This is a genomic window from Snodgrassella sp. B3088 (assembly GCF_026535815.1).
Lineage (GTDB): Bacteria > Pseudomonadota > Gammaproteobacteria > Burkholderiales > Neisseriaceae > Snodgrassella > Snodgrassella alvi_E.
On sequence record NZ_JAFNPG010000037.1, the window covers coordinates 48,827 to 66,421 of the forward strand.

At 42.3% G+C, this 17,595-nt stretch carries 17 protein-coding genes and 3 tRNA genes; 16 read left to right on the top strand and 4 right to left on the bottom strand.

Going from position 1 to position 17,595, the window contains the following annotated elements:
• Positions 1-175 precede the first annotated feature (175 nt).
• From J3U75_RS10325 to ruvC, 3 genes are all read left to right on the top strand, one after another.
• Complete coding sequence (locus J3U75_RS10325) at positions 176-1,384, top strand: PilT/PilU family type 4a pilus ATPase (protein ID WP_370387142.1); 1,209 nt, start codon at positions 176-178, stop codon at positions 1,382-1,384.
• Positions 1,385-1,489: 105 nt separating this feature from the next.
• A complete protein-coding gene (gene murU / locus J3U75_RS10330; RefSeq protein WP_267392022.1) occupies positions 1,490-2,194 on the top strand; it encodes an N-acetylmuramate alpha-1-phosphate uridylyltransferase MurU in 705 nt (234 codons plus the stop codon).
• 120 nt (positions 2,195-2,314) lie between these two features.
• Positions 2,315-2,866, top strand: coding sequence for a crossover junction endodeoxyribonuclease RuvC (ruvC, locus tag J3U75_RS10335; RefSeq protein WP_267392024.1), 552 nt, complete (start codon positions 2,315-2,317; stop codon positions 2,864-2,866).
• Positions 2,867-2,975: 109 nt separating this feature from the next.
• Here the strand turns inward: ruvC and J3U75_RS10340 are convergent, their stop codons facing one another.
• A complete protein-coding gene (locus tag J3U75_RS10340; protein ID WP_267392025.1) occupies positions 2,976-3,761 on the bottom strand; it encodes a DUF2071 domain-containing protein in 786 nt (261 codons plus the stop codon).
• Positions 3,762-4,083: 322 nt separating this feature from the next.
• On the opposite strand from J3U75_RS10340, the gene dprA reads away from it, so the two are divergent.
• The 10 genes from dprA to rpsJ all read left to right on the top strand — a co-directional run bounded on the left by dprA (position 4,084) and on the right by rpsJ (position 11,130).
• Positions 4,084-5,262, top strand: coding sequence for a DNA-processing protein DprA (dprA, locus tag J3U75_RS10345; protein ID WP_267392026.1), 1,179 nt, complete (start codon positions 4,084-4,086; stop codon positions 5,260-5,262).
• Between the two features lie 11 nt (positions 5,263-5,273).
• Complete coding sequence (locus J3U75_RS10350; RefSeq protein ID WP_267392027.1) at positions 5,274-5,732, top strand: DUF494 family protein; 459 nt, start codon at positions 5,274-5,276, stop codon at positions 5,730-5,732.
• A 139-nt stretch (positions 5,733-5,871) separates the two neighbouring features.
• Complete coding sequence (gene topA / locus J3U75_RS10355) at positions 5,872-8,166, top strand: type I DNA topoisomerase (protein WP_267392028.1); 2,295 nt, start codon at positions 5,872-5,874, stop codon at positions 8,164-8,166.
• Between the two features lie 78 nt (positions 8,167-8,244).
• Positions 8,245-8,817, top strand: coding sequence for a 16S rRNA (guanine(966)-N(2))-methyltransferase RsmD (gene rsmD / locus J3U75_RS10360; RefSeq protein ID WP_267392029.1), 573 nt, complete (start codon positions 8,245-8,247; stop codon positions 8,815-8,817).
• A gap of 88 nt (positions 8,818-8,905) precedes the next feature.
• Positions 8,906-9,160 carry a YfhL family 4Fe-4S dicluster ferredoxin gene (locus J3U75_RS10365; RefSeq protein ID WP_100140814.1) on the top strand — a complete coding sequence of 85 codons (255 nt, stop codon included), beginning with the start codon at positions 8,906-8,908 and terminating at the stop codon, positions 9,158-9,160.
• Positions 9,161-9,272: 112 nt separating this feature from the next.
• Positions 9,273-9,356, top strand: a tRNA-Tyr gene (locus tag J3U75_RS10370).
• 39 nt (positions 9,357-9,395) lie between these two features.
• Positions 9,396-9,469: transfer RNA gene (locus tag J3U75_RS10375), tRNA-Gly, on the top strand.
• Positions 9,470-9,493: 24 nt separating this feature from the next.
• A tRNA-Thr gene (locus J3U75_RS10380) sits at positions 9,494-9,568 on the top strand.
• Positions 9,569-9,610: 42 nt separating this feature from the next.
• A complete protein-coding gene (gene tuf / locus J3U75_RS10385) occupies positions 9,611-10,801 on the top strand; it encodes an elongation factor Tu (RefSeq protein WP_100140805.1) in 1,191 nt (396 codons plus the stop codon).
• A 17-nt stretch (positions 10,802-10,818) separates the two neighbouring features.
• On the top strand, positions 10,819-11,130 hold the full coding sequence (gene rpsJ / locus J3U75_RS10390) for a 30S ribosomal protein S10 (protein WP_025329903.1): 312 nt from the start codon (positions 10,819-10,821) through the stop codon (positions 11,128-11,130).
• Between the two features lie 185 nt (positions 11,131-11,315).
• Here the strand turns inward: rpsJ and J3U75_RS10395 are convergent, their stop codons facing one another.
• The 3 genes from J3U75_RS10395 to lptM all read right to left on the bottom strand — a co-directional run bounded on the left by J3U75_RS10395 (position 11,316) and on the right by lptM (position 14,193).
• A complete protein-coding gene (locus tag J3U75_RS10395; RefSeq protein ID WP_267392030.1) occupies positions 11,316-12,527 on the bottom strand; it encodes a PLP-dependent aminotransferase family protein in 1,212 nt (403 codons plus the stop codon).
• Between the two features lie 276 nt (positions 12,528-12,803).
• Entirely contained in the window at positions 12,804-14,030 is a 1,227-nt protein-coding gene (gene lysA, locus J3U75_RS10400; protein WP_267392031.1) for a diaminopimelate decarboxylase, read from the bottom strand.
• Positions 14,023-14,193 carry an LPS translocon maturation chaperone LptM gene (lptM, locus tag J3U75_RS10405; RefSeq protein WP_100140802.1) on the bottom strand — a complete coding sequence of 57 codons (171 nt, stop codon included), beginning with the start codon at positions 14,191-14,193 and terminating at the stop codon, positions 14,023-14,025. The genes lysA and lptM overlap by 8 nt, the downstream gene beginning before the upstream one ends.
• 130 nt (positions 14,194-14,323) lie before the next feature.
• On the opposite strand from lptM, the gene cyaY reads away from it, so the two are divergent.
• The 3 genes from cyaY (at position 14,324) to J3U75_RS10420 (ending at position 17,301) form a co-directional block, all read left to right on the top strand.
• Positions 14,324-14,647, top strand: coding sequence for an iron donor protein CyaY (gene cyaY, locus J3U75_RS10410; protein WP_267392032.1), 324 nt, complete (start codon positions 14,324-14,326; stop codon positions 14,645-14,647).
• 19 nt (positions 14,648-14,666) lie between these two features.
• Entirely contained in the window at positions 14,667-15,566 is a 900-nt protein-coding gene (locus tag J3U75_RS10415) for a LysR family transcriptional regulator (protein WP_267392033.1), read from the top strand.
• A gap of 601 nt (positions 15,567-16,167) precedes the next feature.
• On the top strand, positions 16,168-17,301 hold the full coding sequence (locus J3U75_RS10420; protein ID WP_267392034.1) for a T6SS immunity protein Tli4 family protein: 1,134 nt from the start codon (positions 16,168-16,170) through the stop codon (positions 17,299-17,301).
• The last annotated feature ends 294 nt before the right edge of the window (positions 17,302-17,595 follow it).

Below are 17,595 nucleotides of genomic sequence, written 5' to 3' on the forward strand. Positions count from 1 at the left end.
GATACAAAATACACCAGATTCGAGGCCGGCAGATAAAGAAACAAGCATAGCAATGATGCAGGCAACACCTGTAGCTGCAACAGAAACCAAATCTGTACCAGCAAACGAACAGATTCCGGTCTCTTCGGTTTCATCTACTGTCGAGTCACGCCAGACAACTATACATAATAAAACAATGACAGATTCTTCTACCGCAGTACCGGCTCCAGCTACAGCCGTCAGCACCCCAGCTCCAGTCACACTGGAACGGGAAGTAGTTCATATTCATCCAGTGCTGGAAAAAATGGCTGTTGAAGCCGTACGTCTGAATGCCGCTGATATTTTTATCAGTCCTAGTTTTCCACCATCATGGAAAATCGATGGCAAAATTACCCCCGCACCAACCAAACCTTTAACCGGCGAGGAAACTGCTAAGATTGCCATGTCTACCATGACAACCGTTCAGCGGCAGCGGTTTATGCAAGAACTGGATTTAAATTATTCCATTATTGCCAAAAATGGTGTGCGTTTCAGGGTTAATGCCTATCATGAACAAGGTAGGGTGGGTATGGTGCTGCGTCGGATTACTACCGATATCCCCACCACCCAGAGTCTGTTTTTACCACCAGTGCTGGATGAGCTGGTGATGAAAAAACGCGGGCTGATTATTCTTGCTGGTCCTACTGGTAGCGGTAAATCCACCACCATGGCCGCTATGCTGGATTATCGTAATGCCAATTCCGCCGGCCATATTCTCACCATTGAAGACCCGATAGAATACGTGCATAAACCCAAGAAAAGTATTATTACCCACCGTGAAGTCGGAGTGGATACTCTGAGCTGGGACAATGCAATGCAAAGTGCATTGCGTGAAGCACCAGATGTTGTTTGCGTAGGGGAGGTACGCAGTGATGAGAGCATGGCCTATGCACTGAAACTAGCGCAGACCGGTCACTTGTGTTTCTTTACTTTGCACGCCAGTAGTGCTAATCAGGCAATTGAACGTATTCTGAATTTCTATCCTGAAGAACAGCATAAGCAAGTGCTGATGGACTTGGCACTGAATCTCGTTTGCATCATCGGCCAGCGGCTGGCTGTGAAAAAAGATGGTAAAGGCCGTCGGGCTGTTATTGACCTGTTAATTAACACCGCCACTGTTCAGGACTATATCTACAAAGGCGAACTAATGCAGATAAAAGAGCTGATGGCCAAAGCAGGTAATGATGGTATGCAAACGTTTGATCAGTGTTTGTTTCAGCTTTATGTTGATGGCGTTATTGATTTTGAAGAAGCTTTACGCCAATCAGACTCACCAAATGATTTGCGCCTGCGGATTAATTTATATGAGCAAGGTGAAAAAGGAACGGCAATCTTTAATAGTGGTACTGAGCTCAATCTGATTTAGATTGTCTGTTCCCATTAATCAATTATCATCCTTAATTTTCAGGCAAAGCTGATCGCTTTGCCTGTTGTATTATAGGCTGCAAAAATATCAAGGAATTTAATCATCATGAAAGCCATGATTCTTGCCGCAGGACGCGGTGAACGCATGCGTCCACTGACAGATACCTGTCCAAAACCATTACTAAAAGTAGGTGGAATACCATTAATCGAACATCATTTGCGCCGCCTACAGAAGGCAGGTTTTCGAGAAATTGTGATTAATCATGCTTGGTTGGGAGAACAAATTGAAAATTCTTTGGGAAACGGGCAAGCTTATGGTCTGGAAATTTCTTATTCTGCTGAAAAAGAAGGAGGGCTAGAGACAGCAGGTGGAATTGCTACTGCTTTACCTATGCTCGGCAATACACCTTTTTTGGTGATAAACGGAGATGTACTAACTGATATTGATTTTGTCGGGGCGTTAGAAATCAGTAACGAATTAGAACAATCTGGTAATCTGGCTCACTTATGGCTAGTAGATAATCCATCTCATCATCCAGAAGGAGATTTCCATCTGTTGTCATCAGGAAAAATAACCGAACGTCAGACGAATACTTCAGCATTAACTTTTAGCGGAGTAGGTGTATATCATCCTGCCTTGTTTAAGGGTATTCAGGCTCATAACAGAGCAAAACTGGCTCCTTTATTGCGTAAAGCCATGCAAAATGATCTGGTTAGTGGTGAATATTACAATGGCTTCTGGCTGGATGTAGGAACAATAGAAAGATTACAGCAGGCCAATCAATGGTTCGAAACCAGACACGGCAAATGAGCCACAAACAATGGCTATATACGGTAACATTATTCTCATTCAAATAGATAAAATTAATTGACAGGCTATATTGTCTGTCACTTATTTTTAGCATATTTACTTTGATTTAGCAGTATAAACATGCAAATACAGCAGTCTGAACAATCCACTATCCGTATTCTTGGTGTCGACCCCGGCAGCCGTGTAACCGGCTTTGGCGTAATTGACGTAATCGGTCGCCAGCACATCTATGTTGCCTCTGGTTGCATAAAAACCGTTGTAGGCTCAACACTTGCAGAGCGCATCCGAGTTATTGTACAGAATTTACGCGAAGTGATCGCCACATATCAGCCCACCCAGACCGCAGTCGAACAGGTGTTTGTCAATGTTAATCCAGCGGCCACACTGGTATTGGGTCAGGCACGTGGAGCGGCCATAGCTGCACTGACATTAGGTGAGCTACCGGTATTCGAATACACAGCCCTGCAGGTAAAGCAGGCTGTCGTCGGGCAGGGTAAGGCGGCTAAGGAGCAGGTGCAGCATATGGTGGTACAAATGTTGTCTCTGTCTGGAACACCTCAGGCAGACGCTGCAGATGCCCTAGCAGTAGCATTAACCCATGCCTTACGCAATTATAGTCTGGCTTCGAAAATTCAACAGGGATTAACCATTAAATCCGGTCGTTTTCGTTAAATTAAAACAATCAGATTTATTCATAAACAATTTAGCAGCTGATAATCTAAATCTACTGCCAAATTCCAAATCGTTGCCCAACTAACTTTATTATCTATTTGCAATTATTTTATAAAGCAGTGGGTGGCAAATAAATGGTAAATTCATTAATAGGTTGAAGCAATACACTGTAGGGCTGTTGTTGTTCATCTTCTTGAACCAGTTTCATCCGGCTCAATAAAGCAAATTGTGCTGATTCAAGTGTAGCTGGTTTCACAGCCAATCGATCATGCCAAACCCGATAAGTTCCCAATTTACCATTACGTCGATAGTAAAAACCAGCCAATGGATGGGTCAGATAGACTAGTGCCGTTTCGTTGTCAGCAAAACCTTGAAAATGAAATTGTTGTTCAGGTTGCTGCTTTAATTGTACTCTAGCCGGCGCCCACTTTGCCTTTGTATGCATTTCATAATGTCGATAGCAGCCTGATTGCTGGTCAAAGTCACAAATAAAACGCATTTTGCCCGGATGCCAAGGTAGTTTCCATATATGACGAGGTACCATAATGGTCCACGAATCCAATATCGTACCCAAAAACCAGACACAACGTTCGCCGGTTGTCGTATCAATTATATAAATTCGGTAATTGGTCTGTCCCATGCTGAATACAGGAAACGGATAAACTGCTGATGTAAAATCCATGTCCATAAATGGCACAACTGAAAGCAAACCTTTTTCCTGACCATCAATAAAGATAGTATCCAGTTTGAAACGAGGGGGAAATAATCCTGCAAATCTATGTGCATCAACTGCATAAGTAATAATGGCAAAATGTTTTAATTTACAGTTAACATCGATTCCTGAAGGTGCTGGACGCGGATGTAGAAAATCCTTAAATTTAAGTGATAGTGGCATATAATTATCCAAGACTTTCGATCCAAAAAGTTAATCAGTCTCAACCTACATTGATATTCGCAAAATTAAATATACAGTAATAATTTACAAAAATAAATATAAATTAATAAAAATTTGATAAAAATTTACAAAATCATGTTTTTAAAAAACAGAAAAGAATATTGAATATTAAAATAGAACACAAAATTAAAATGTTATGATTTTTATTTTAATAATATTATTCTATTGGAATAATATTCAAATAATGCCATTAAATAATCAATTGTAATATAAATTATCCTTTGTCATAATTGATAAATTACAAACTGTAAAGAAAATGTAAATGAATGAGCTCGAGCGCTATGCTTGGATTGAGCTGGCATTAACACCTTATATTGGCAGTGAAACATTTTTACGTATCTTAAAACATTTTGGTTCGGCACAAATCGCTTTGGCCGCAGATGTGGCAGAAATTAAACCTTTCCTGATTCGTTCTCGGGCCGGTCAATACTGGCGCAGTGAGGAGGCTAAAAAAGCAGCTGAAGCCGCCCTGCAATGGGAGCAAAAGCATGAAAATGCACGCTTATTATTGCTGGCTGAAAATGATTATCCACCACTGCTTTCTGAAGGTTTGACACCGCCTCCATTATTATTTATTCGTGGTAACATCCACTATCTGCAACAGCCTTCGTTGGCTATTGTTGGCAGCCGACATGCTACGCCACAAGCAATGCGTATTGCCCGTGATTTTGCCAAGGCATTAGCACAAAAAGAAATTGCTGTGATATCAGGCATGGCTGATGGTATAGATACCGCAGCCCATCAAGGTGCTTTACTTGGCAAAGGTACTACTGTTGCCGTCTGGGGTACAGGAATAGATCGCGTGTATCCGGCACGCAACAAATCATTGGCCGCTGAAATTGCCGAACATGGCTGTATAATTTCAGAATTTCCACTAGGCACACGTTCTTTGGCAGGTAATTTCCCTCGTCGCAATCGCCTGATTGCAGCCCTCAGCCATGGTACCCTAGTGATAGAGGCTGCAACCGAATCTGGCTCCCTGATTACTGCGCGATTGGCCGGTGAAATGGGGCGTGAGGTTATGGCAATACCTGGTTCAATTAATAACCCATTAAGCAAAGGTTGTCATGCATTGATAAAACAGGGTGCCAAACTGGTTGAAAATCTAGATGATATACTTCATGAGTGCCCTTTCCTCTTGCAAAAAACGCAAGTGCATTCATATAGCCATCAATCTTCACAATTTATTCAATCAGATACACCTGTACTGCTTGTTGAAGAGACTGAAGATATCTTATTAGACAAAACAGCTGTATCAGCACTCACATCGCCGGAGAAACAAATTCTGGATGGATTAGGTTATGGTATCGTACATCCAGATACACTGGTCTCAACACTTGGCATCCCTGCTACAGATGTGTATGCTAATCTTATGGCACTGGAACTAGGTGGCTGGATTACCGCACTGCCGGGCGGTTGTTATCAACGCATTAAATCTTGAAAGGATTGCAGATGATTGATGTAATAGCGTTTTTGATTGAGCACTTTCAAGACGTTGATGCTTTTCCTCCACGTAAAGATCTAGGAGCACTTTTGGAAGAGGTGGGTTTTAATGATGATGAGATAGGGGATGCCTTAACTTGTCTTGACGAGCTGCGTTTCGAACCCCTGATTCCGGCCGATACCTTGCGCAGCAGTACCGGATTCCGAATTTTTAATGAAGAAGAGCTGGATGCACTCCCGTTGGATGTTCGTGGTCTAATACATTTTCTGGAACAGAATGGTGCACTCAATCCTGAACAACGTGAATTCGTACTCAATGCTTTAATGAATTTGCCGTATGACGACATCACTGTAGATCATGCTAAAGTGCTGGCCTTACTGGTCTTGTGGGCACACCGGTCAGAATTGCCAGTACTCATTGGTGATGAATTAATGGCTGCGCTTAATGGTGAAGCCATGATGCAGTAAATTACTGACAGCGAAACGGCATTAAAGCTTTCAGTCAGAACGTCTGAAAGCTTTTTGCTTTGTCCGATTGTATTTATTAGAATAAAACAAACTACCAACATATCACAAATATTTAAATTACGAATGTGAGCCTGAGCGAATGGCAAAAAACCTGTTGATTGTTGAATCTCCATCAAAAGCGAAAACGCTGAAAAAATATCTTGGCAGCGACTTTGAAATTCTCGCTTCCTATGGACACGTGCGCGATCTGGTACCTAAAAGTGGTGCCGTCGATCCGGAAAATGACTTTGCCATGAAATACCAGCTGGTCAGCCGTAATGCCAAACATTTGGATGCGATTGTGTCAGCAGCAAAAGAAGCTGATGCACTTTATTTGGCAACCGACCCGGATAGAGAGGGTGAAGCTATTTCCTGGCATTTACAGGAAATACTCAAATCTAAGCGTGGCCTCAAAAACCTACACCCAAAGCGGGTAGTATTCCATGAAGTAACCAAAAAAGCCGTATTGGATGCGGTTGCTCATCCGCGTGAGCTGTCACAAACATTGGTGGATGCACAGCAGACACGGCGAGCTCTGGATTATCTGGTTGGTTTTAATCTGTCACCTTTATTATGGAAAAAAATTCGCCGAGGTCTGTCTGCTGGCCGCGTACAAAGCCCGGCATTACGCATGATTTGCGAGCGCGAACAAGAAATCCGTGATTTCACGGCACAGGAATATTGGACAGTTCATTTGGACAGCCACAAAGCGCGTACCAAATTCACCGCCAAACTCACACACTGGCAAGGACAGAAACTCGAGCAATTTGATATACCAGATGAAACTCAACAGCAGGAAATAGTCAGCGCCCTGCAGGGGCAGCCGGCACATGTTTCCAAGGTAGAAAAGAAAAAGCGCAGCCGTAATCCAGCTGCGCCATTTACCACCTCCACTATGCAGCAGGAAGCAGTGCGTAAACTTGGCATGACTACCGACCGTACCATGCGCACAGCCCAGCAATTATATGAAGGTGTAGACGTAGGGCAAGGTGCAGTGGGGCTGATTACCTATATGCGTACCGACTCCGTCAGCTTGTCAGATGATGCCGTTGTTGAAATACGCCATTATATTGATAACAAAATTGGCAGCGACTACTTACCATCTACAGCAAAGGTCTACAAAACCAAATCGAAAAATGCTCAGGAAGCACATGAAGCTATTCGGCCTACTTCGGTTTACCGTACACCAGAAGAAGTGAAACCCTTTCTGACTTCTGATCAGTTTCGCCTGTATCAGATGATTTGGCAACGTGCGGTGGCCTGCCAGATGGCACCAGCTCGTTTCGATACCACCAGTGTCGATATTGTTGTAGGAAAAGGTGTTTTTCGAGTAACTGGACAGGTACAGACATTTGCTGGTTTTTTAAGCGTTTACGAAGAAGGTGTCGACGATAGCGAAGATGATGAAAATGCCAAAAAATTGCCTCCATTGCAGGAAGGAGATGATTTGCCGGTAGATAAAATATTTGGCGAACAGCATTTTACTCAGCCACCACCCCGTTATTCTGAAGCCAGTTTGGTAAAAGCTCTGGAAGAGTATGGCATTGGCCGTCCTTCAACCTATGCCAGCATTATTTCCACACTGAAAGAACGTGAGTACGTCACACTAGAACAAAAACGGTTTCTGCCCACCGATACCGGTGAAGTCGTCAATAAATTTCTTACCGAGCACTTCGGTCAATATGTAGATTACAACTTCACCGCCAGACTGGAAAATCAGCTGGATGATATTGCAGGCGGCAAACGAGAATGGAAGCCGGTAATGCAACAGTTCTGGAAAGGTTTTGACAAAGAGGTTAAAGCCAAGGAAGACATCCCACGCGCAGAGCTGACAGCAGAAAATCTGGATGAAATCTGCCCGAAATGTGGGGCTCACCAGCTACAGATTAAATTTGGCAAACGTGGGCGCTTTATTGCCTGTAGCGGTTATCCAGAATGCGATTACACCCGCAACGTGAATGAAACTGCTGAAGAGGCTGCCAAAGCTGCAGAAGAACCTACCATCGTTGAAGGGCGCAGCTGTCCCAAATGTGAAGGACAACTGGTATACAAGCGTGGCCGTTATGGTAAATTCATTGGTTGCGCCAATTATCCCAAATGTAAATATATCGAACCTTTGGAAAAACCTAAAGATACCGGAATTGAATGTCCGAAGTGTCATAAAGGCAGCCTGATCGAACGCAAGAGCCGCTATGGCAAACTGTTTTATAGTTGCAATACTTATCCCGATTGTGACTATGCCGTGTGGAATCCGCCCATTAATGAACCCTGTCCGCAATGCGGTTGGCCGGTTCTGACCATCAAAACCACCAAACGGCGCGGAACCGAAAAAGTTTGTCCTCAAAAAGAGTGTGGCTATACCGAACAGATAGAATCTCCCGCACCCAAAGAATAGAGCAGGCTTCTCAAAATAAATAACAAACTTAAGACTTTCAGCATGCCTGAAAGTCTTTTTTTACCGGAATGAATTCACATGGCCAGAATACTTCAGCAGCATCGCAATCAGGTACGCATTATTGGCGGTACCCATCGAGGCCGTAAACTAACATTTCCGACCGCCGAAGGTCTGCGTCCTACGGCAGATAGCGTGCGCGAACGTCTGTTTAATTGGCTGGGGCAAGACTTAACAGGTATGGCAGTACTGGATTTATTTGCCGGTAGTGGCGTAATGGGATTGGAAGCAGCTTCAAGAAGGGCTGAAACCGTTACGCTGATAGAAAAAAATCGTCTGGTGGCACAGGCAATAAAAAATAACCTTGAACAATTGAATTTCAATCAGGTAGAACTTATTTATACAGATGCACAGAATTTTCTCGCAACTAACAGCCGGCAGTTTGACATAATATTTCTCGATCCGCCTTACCAATGGCGGCAGTGGCCAGACCTTATGCAGGCCCTTGTCCCGCATCTGAGACCTCAGGCACATATCTATCTTGAAAGTAATACATTACCAACGCTGCCAACTGGGTGGCAGATACTGCGAGAGGGTAAATCAGGAATAAGTCGTTTTGAATTATTAACTTACTGTAAACCAGAAGCGCCCTGATTAACAGGCACTCAATGGGATACAGACAAAATAATGGTATAATCCGCGCCCAACGGTTTTGAGTAAAATTTAACGATAAAGGAAAAATATGTCACTCTTGATAACAGATGAGTGCATTAATTGCGACGTATGCGAGCCTGAGTGCCCAAACAACGCTATTTATCAGGGCGATGAAATTTATGAGATCACCCCAGAACGGTGCACACAGTGTGTAGGTCATTATGATGAACCACAATGTCAGCAGGTTTGTCCGGTAGATTGCATCATCATTGATGAAGAACACCCAGAAAGCGAAGAAGAGCTGGAAGCTAAATATCAACGGCTGATGGCAGAAAAAGAATAAAACGACACAGGCTGAAGTGTATTTGAAACAGTTAATTACTCTCTTAAGTAAAAAAAATTGCTTAAGAAGCTTGACGAAGATACAAATCAACATTATCATGCCGTTCTCTTTTGGAGGGATTCCCGAGCGGCCAAAGGGGGCAGACTGTAAATCTGTTGCGAAAGCTTCGAAGGTTCGAATCCTTCTCCCTCCACCAAATTCCAGTCTTACTTGGAGTAGTTTTTTAAGTAAGTATGCGGGTGTAGCTCAATGGTAGAGCAGAAGCCTTCCAAGCTTACGGTGAGGGTTCGATTCCCTTCACCCGCTCCATATTAAGTAAATACCTACCGTAATGCCCATGTAGCTCAGGGGTAGAGCACTCCCTTGGTAAGGGAGAGGCCGACAGTTCAATTCTGTCCATGGGCACCACCTAAATTGATAAACCTAATCATCTTTAGATAGGAAGTAGCCATGGCTAAAGAAAAATTCGAGCGGAGCAAACCGCACGTAAACGTTGGCACCATTGGTCACGTTGACCATGGTAAAACCACATTGACTGCTGCAATCTGTACCATTTTGTCTAAAAAATTTGGTGGTGCAGCGAAAGCTTACGATCAGATTGACAATGCCCCGGAAGAAAAAGCCCGTGGTATTACTATTAATACATCACACGTAGAATACGAAACAGCCGAGCGTCACTATGCACACGTAGACTGCCCGGGACATGCTGACTATGTGAAAAACATGATTACCGGTGCTGCACAGATGGACGGTGCGATTCTGGTGGTATCTGCAGCTGATGGTCCTATGCCACAAACCCGTGAGCACATTCTGTTGGCGCGTCAGGTAGGTGTACCATACATCATCGTTTACATGAACAAATGTGACATGGTAGACGATGAAGAGTTGCTGGAACTGGTAGAAATGGAAATCCGTGATCTGCTGTCTAGCTACGAATTCCCGGGCGACGATGTTCCGTTGATTAAAGGTTCTGCACTGAAAGCATTGGAAGGTGACCAGTCTGATATCGGTGAAGCTTCTATTATGGCTTTGGCTGATGCATTAGACAGCTACATTCCGACACCGGAACGTGCAGTGGACAAACCATTCCTGTTGCCGATTGAAGACGTATTCTCAATTTCAGGTCGTGGTACTGTAGTTACCGGCCGTGTTGAACGCGGTGTAATCAACGTAGGTGACGAAATTGAAATCGTGGGTCTGAAAGACACCCAGAAAACTACTTGTACCGGTGTGGAAATGTTCCGCAAATTGCTGGATCAGGGTCAGGCTGGTGATAACGTAGGTGTATTGTTGCGTGGTACCAAACGTGAAGAAGTAGAACGTGGTCAGGTATTGGCAAAACCGGGCAGCATCACCCCGCACACCAAATTCAAAGCTGAAGTATACGTATTGAGCAAAGAAGAAGGTGGACGTCATACCCCGTTCTTCGCTAACTACCGTCCGCAATTCTATTTCCGTACAACTGACGTAACAGGCGCAGTAAGTCTGGCAGAAGGTGTAGAAATGGTAATGCCGGGTGAAAATGTGACCATCGATGTAGAGTTGATTCACCCAATCGCAATGGAAGAAGGCTTGCGCTTTGCGATTCGTGAAGGTGGCCGAACAGTTGGTGCCGGTGTGGTTGCTAAAGTTATCGCTTAATCAGGAAGAATATAGATATGAAAAACCAGAAAATCCGTATTCGTCTGAAAGCTTATGACTACGCCCTGATTGACCGTTCTGCTCAGGAAATCGTGGACACTGCCAAACGTACTGGCGCTGTGGTAAAAGGCCCGATTCCTCTGCCTACTAAAATTGAACGTTTCAATCTGCTGCGTTCACCACACGTGAACAAAACCTCACGTGAACAGTTGGAAATCCGCACTCATCTGCGTCTGATGGACATTATCGACTGGACTGATAAAACCACTGATGCATTGATGAAACTGGACTTGCCAGCTGGCGTTGATGTAGAAATTAAAGTTCAATAATGAACTGAACGACAAAAAACGGACTGGATTTATTCAGTCCGTTTTTAATTAACCTCAGCATACCACTACTTTAAAAAAATCACTGTTTGCCCAACGTTGGTGCTGATTAACTGCAAAAATTTCTATCTGATATACCTCAACACCAATACCTGCCGATATTGGTCAGTCAATGAATGATATCAAGTTTACATCATCACTGTTTTTTCTTGCAGATGATGAATTCGATGATTAATCATCTCAGCCAAAATTTTTATACCACGTTCGATTTTTTCTTCCGGCACTGTTACAAAGGCCAGCCGAAAGCAATTAGTTTTTTCGGCATGAGCAAAAAAAGTTTCGCCAGGAACAAAAGCCACTTTCTGGCTGATTGCGTCGCTGAGTAATTCAGTGGCATTGATATTTTCCGGTAACTCTGCCCAAATAAACATGCCACCTTCAGGCTGATTCCAATGAACTTGTCTGGGCATATAACGTTTTAGTGAATCCAGCATGTACTGACAGCGCTTGGCATAGATTTCGCGAATTTTTGGAATGTGATGTGTAAGAAAATTTTTCTTGCTCAGTACCAGATAGGCTATGTATTGAGTCAGACTGGGTGTATGTAAATCTGCTGCCTGTTTGAGTTGCACCAGTTTGCTGATAAATTGCTCGCTGGCCACAATAAAACCCAAGCGTAGCCCCGGTGTTAATATTTTTGAAAATGAGCCAAGATAAATGGTGTTTTCCGGTGCAAGACTGTACAGACAAGGTAAACGATGACCCTGATAATCTAAATCTCCATAGGGATCGTCTTCAACCAATATTAAATGATTATGTTTGGCTTTTGCTACCATTGTTTGTCGCCGCGATTCAGTTAAACGACGTCCTGTAGGATTTTGAAAGTTAGGGATGGTATACAAAAATTTTGCTTCAGCAGCCACATCATCGCTAATAGTTTCTGGTTTCAGCCCATCACTATCACTTTCTATCGCAATATATTCTGGTGCATATTGATTAAAAGCCTGTAATGCACCCAGATAAGTAGGGGTTTCTACCAGAACTTTATCATCAGAATCAATCAGCATTTTGCCTATTAAATCCAGAGCCTGCTGTGAACCGGTTACTATCAGAACCTGTGCCGGTTTTACTCTGGTTTGATCGCGCGCAGATAAATAATCAGCTATCCATTGGCGTAAAGGTGCATAACCTTCAGTGGGGCCATATTGCAATGCACCGTAAATATCTTTGCTTTGTAATACAGTGTCTGCGGCAGTTTTGATTTCTGTCAGCGGGAATGCATCTGGGGCAGGTAGACCTCCGGCGAAAGAGATGATATCGGGTTGCTCAGTTACCTTGAGAATTTCACGAATAGCAGAACTTTTTAATACCTGAGCACGATGCGAAAATTTCTGATGCATATACGTATCTTTCCTGAAAGATAATCCATTTAATACGCTAAAATATAGGTATAAGAATATTTATATTTAATGAAGGGTTAGGGTTAAAGAATAATAATTGATTTATTTAGACAATTATCGCTAACTGGCTGATATAACCAGATACAATAACATCAAATATCAGTAATGAATAAGAAAATTTATCTATCCGGAGAAAATATAGCGTATTGGCCTAAGGATTGAGCTAATACGCTGTTTAATAGATTTATGCGATGATATTTAACTGTTACAGGTTGTTTACAAACAGGCTTTTTCAGGATTCAGCAAATCAGTGAGGTTTTCACGTTGACGAATTAATTTATATTCTGCTCCATTTACCAGTACTTCTGCCGCTCGACAGCGGGTATTGTAGTTACTGGCCATACTCGATGCATAGGCACCTGTACTTTTAATCAGCAGTAAATCACCAGCTTTAGCAGCAATGATGCGGTCTTTGGCCAGAAAATCACCGGATTCACAGATCGGACCGACCACATCAGCGGTTAATTCATCTGCTGATGTCTGGCTTGCATTAACAATGGCGTGATAGGCCTGATACAGCGATGGGCGCATCAAATCATTCATGGCGGCGTCGACGACAACGAAATTCTTTTCCTCGCCTTGTTTAATGTATTCAACAGTAGTCAGTAAAGTACCGGCATTACCAATTAGACTGCGACCCGGCTCCAGCATTAGCTGCAAATGACGACCAGCCAGCAAACGCTCTACGGCAGCAGCATAAGCAACTAAATCCGGCACATTTTCGTTTTGATAAACAATACCGACTCCACCACCTAAATCAATATGTTCTAGGTGAATATTTAATGTGGCCAGTTTATCAACCAGCAGCAGCATGCGTTCCAGTGCTTCAACTAATGGCGATAAATCCGTTAACTGTGACCCGATGTGGCAGTCGATTCCAGTTATCTGCAGATGCGGTAAAGTGGCTGCCAGTTGGTAAGCTGCTATGGCATCTTGATAGGCAATACCAAATTTATTAGCTTTTAATCCGGTAGATATGTACGGATGAGTATGCGCGTTAACATCAGGGTTGATGCGCAAAGATATCGGGGCAATTTTGTCCAGTCTGGCTGCAATGGTATTGATGCGTTCTAGTTCCGGCAATGATTCAACATTAAAGCAGCGAATATTTTGCTTCAGCGCCCATTCTATTTCGGCACAGCTTTTACCCACGCCGGAAAAAATAATTTTTTTGGTATCGCCACCTGCAGTTAAAACGCGCTGTAACTCACCTCCGGAAACGATATCAAAGCCACAACCTAATCGAGCAAAATAGCGCAAAATAGATAAATTACTATTAGCCTTAACTGCATAGCATATTAAGGGCTGTAAAGCGGCAAAAGCCTGCTGGTATTGATTAAGGGCCGCAGTCATGGCTTGCTGGCTGTATACATACAGTGGTGTACCGTATTCAGCAGCTAAAACGGAATAGGGTATTTGCTCACAATGGAAAGAATCAGTCATGTTTAGGTAGTGTTTTCTGGTCAATTGGGTCGATGGTCAAGCCGGTTTGTATTACGCCGTATTTGGCTTTATCACCTTCTTTAGGCAGATATAAGTCACCTTTATAGCCACAAGCAGACAAAAAACAGGTTGCAAGCACACTTAAAAATAAAAAACGAAGCATTAATCTGGCTCACTTTGATTTGAATGGCCGGTACGGCAAATTGCCATCACGGATAAAACTAGGATTTAGCCATATTATATGGCAAGATAACAGCTTGAATGTAATAAAATGTAGAGTTACGGTAAGCGAAATGACCGAAAGTGAATTTTTACAGTATAGCGATGAGCTGTTTGGTTATATTGATGAATGTATAGATACTGGTGGGTGGGAGTTGGATTGTGAGGCAGGTGGTAATGTACTCACTATTGAGTCCGACAACGGTGAGCAGATTATTGTTAATCGTCATGTGGCTACTCAAGAATTATGGATTGCTGCAAAAAGCGGTGGTTATCATTTTGCTTACCACGAAGGGCAATGGATTTCTGGTCGTGATGGCAGTGAATTTTTTGCAGTATTAAGCCAGGTATTATCAGCTGCCTGTAATGATACGGTGCTGATACCGGTATTAAACTAATTTATACAAATGGGCGACTATGTTACACACCTTGATAAAACATGATTTAAAGGCTTTACAGGCATTTGTAGCCATTGTGGAGTGTCAGGGTGTTACTGCTGCTCAGAAGCGGCTTAATATGTCGCAGTCAGCCATCAGTACTCATCTGGCGCATCTTGAAGAGAGTCTAGGCGTGGTGCTATGCCGGCGTGGGCGTTCCGGTTTCGCCTTAACCAAAGCTGGCCATCAGTTATATGAAGCTTGTACATTACTGCTTCAGGCAACCAGTGAATTTCACCGTGAGGTACAGAACATTAAGTGGCACCGCTCAGTGTTGTCTGGTACTTTGCGTATTGGACTAGTGGAATATCTGCCGGTAGATTTTCAGAATATCCTTAATAAGGTCATTGCCAGTGCATATCAGCATTATCCGGAGCTACGGCTGTCAATAGATATTTGTGCACCGCAGGATATTGAGATTGCCATCGCCAATAATCAGATGGATTTTGGTGTTGGTTATTATTACAGCCTATTAAAGAATCTCCATTATCAACTGGTATTTGAAGAACGTGAGTATATTTATTGCCATATATCTCATCCAGCAGCTAAAGTGAGTGATTTAACATTAAATTTATTAGCTGAAGACTATCAATGGGTAAAACGTATTTATGCTCGGCAGCAAGAAGGTAATAGTTTGATGACAGGTAATACAACTGCTGTGGCTCATAAACAGCAAGCTACACTGATGTTTATTCTGGCAGGTAGCCATCTTGGCTTGTTATCTGAAGAAGTAGCGGAGTCTTATGTACGTAGCGGTGTATTAATACCACTGTTGACCCAGCAGGCTGCTAATATAGTAAATTATTTTGCTGTAACACGCCCGACCCCTGATCCTAGGGTAAACTGGTTTCTAGGAGAGCTGAGCGGGCTTTTGCCATGACTTAGAATTGTTTTCGCTAATAAAATTTTCTAATCCATTTTGTTTGTGCCATTTATTTTAATAACCAATAAGCATTTGTACTATAGAATGAGTGACTGTTCCCCGCTGCCAATAATCGGTCAAATAGATTTTCCGCGTAAAACTCCTAATTAAAGTAAAGCTAGCACAACAATTCTTTTTCATAGCTAATTGCAAATATAAAAGAGTATAAGTAAAAGCTAAAGGAGATTAATTTAGCGGATGTGCGCAATAGCTGAAGCCAGATAAAAAACTTTTTTCTTGGTAAGAAATAACTCTATTTTTTACCTAAACGGATAGATAAAGTTATTGTTGCAGCCATTGTATTGGTTGCTGTTTAGGCGGTATTAAAGTGTATCAGTTATCGTACATTAATTGAAAAGACTTAATTCACAAACAGGCTAACAGCTAAATGTGCATGGAGATAATTTATATTATTTTGAAGGGCGCTTTATATGGGACTGGTGGAAGATTTAGATTCGAGCAAATAATGCTATTTATATGCAAGAAAATATTTTGAATTAACTATATAAAGAAGTTAATAAACCAGAATATTCTTCATAATGAAAAAGGTGCCTCTAGCATGAACACATTAACCCTCTTAAAAAAAAAGGGAGCCGTCACGATTGCTCTGTTGTTAACATTAATCAGTTGTCAGGCATTTAACAAAAATATCAAAAAATTGACTTTATCAGCAAACGAACAGCAGCAGGTTGATGCTTTACTAAACAATTCCCCGACACGCTGTGTTGGCACTTATTTAATTGATTTTCCTGCGGCATTTAAAGTCAATAATGAAAGCCTGTTTTATTATAAAGGCACGGGTGATTTTGTGATTAACACCCAAAAGCAGTATTTACCGCCGTTTAAACAGATGATCGCCCAGCGTGAGCAGGCGTTAAAAGATACTAAAACGATTGACCCGACCGATAGCCCCTATTTAAAAGCAGTGTATCCGGTACAGACTAATCATCCGGATAAAATGCAAGGGATTATTTTTGAACGGATGGAGAGTCCAGGTACCGATGATTCCGCCAGAATTCTTGAGGGTTACCGCTGGCAAGACGAAGTGACGTTAAAAATAGAGATGAAAGCGCAAAACGGTTCTGATAAAAAACATGACGAAAATCGGATGAAATATCCAGAACTCTATACAAATGATGTCCCAAAAAAATTACAAGAACTGCGCCAACTGTTTAAGCGAATTCAGCCACGTGACGATTTAAGTATTCCAACCACACCAGGCTTTTGTTTGTTACATGGATTTATGCAAGGTGAGGATAGCGAATGGAAAGATACCGGGGTTACTTATCGGTATAATGAGGACAATAATTTTTATTTTAGTATTTCGTATAACAATTATAAAGGTTTTTATAAGCTACTTGATCAAGCCGAAAGTTACGTAACCGATGATCGGGGGCACACTATTTATAAGGGCACGCGCGAAAGTCAAGGTTTGCTGTTAGAAGAGTGGTTAACCAAAGGGCAGTTTTTTTCGGATGAATCAGGTTATGAGTCAGATGACTGGTGGTATAAGTTTACATTAGGTATAAATATGCTCGATCCAACCTATAAAACGCCACAGTTGCAAATCAAAATGTATTATAAAATTCCCGAAGATGAAACTCAGGGGTATACGCAAGAGCAATTGATGGTGATTTGGCGAGAAATTACCAACAGTATTCGGGTGCGCACGGGTGCTTTTGGATTGGAGTAAAGACAAATAATAGTGATATTGCCTTAATTTATTGAGGTATTTTCTAATTTGCTTGAACAATAGTTCAATACTCGATCACAAACGGCGGTGGTAGTGTCCTCTAAAATGTGACGCTCTCCTTTGATGAGCCATCATTTTAACAAACAGTTTAGTTAAATCATTATTTCAGTTTATTTTCAAATTGAACAGGAGATAAATAATTCAAATGCGAATGTTTTGTCATCCGGTTAATGTAGGCTTCACAATACCACAATCGTATCGATTAGCCTTTTTCGACGCGATTAATAAATATCG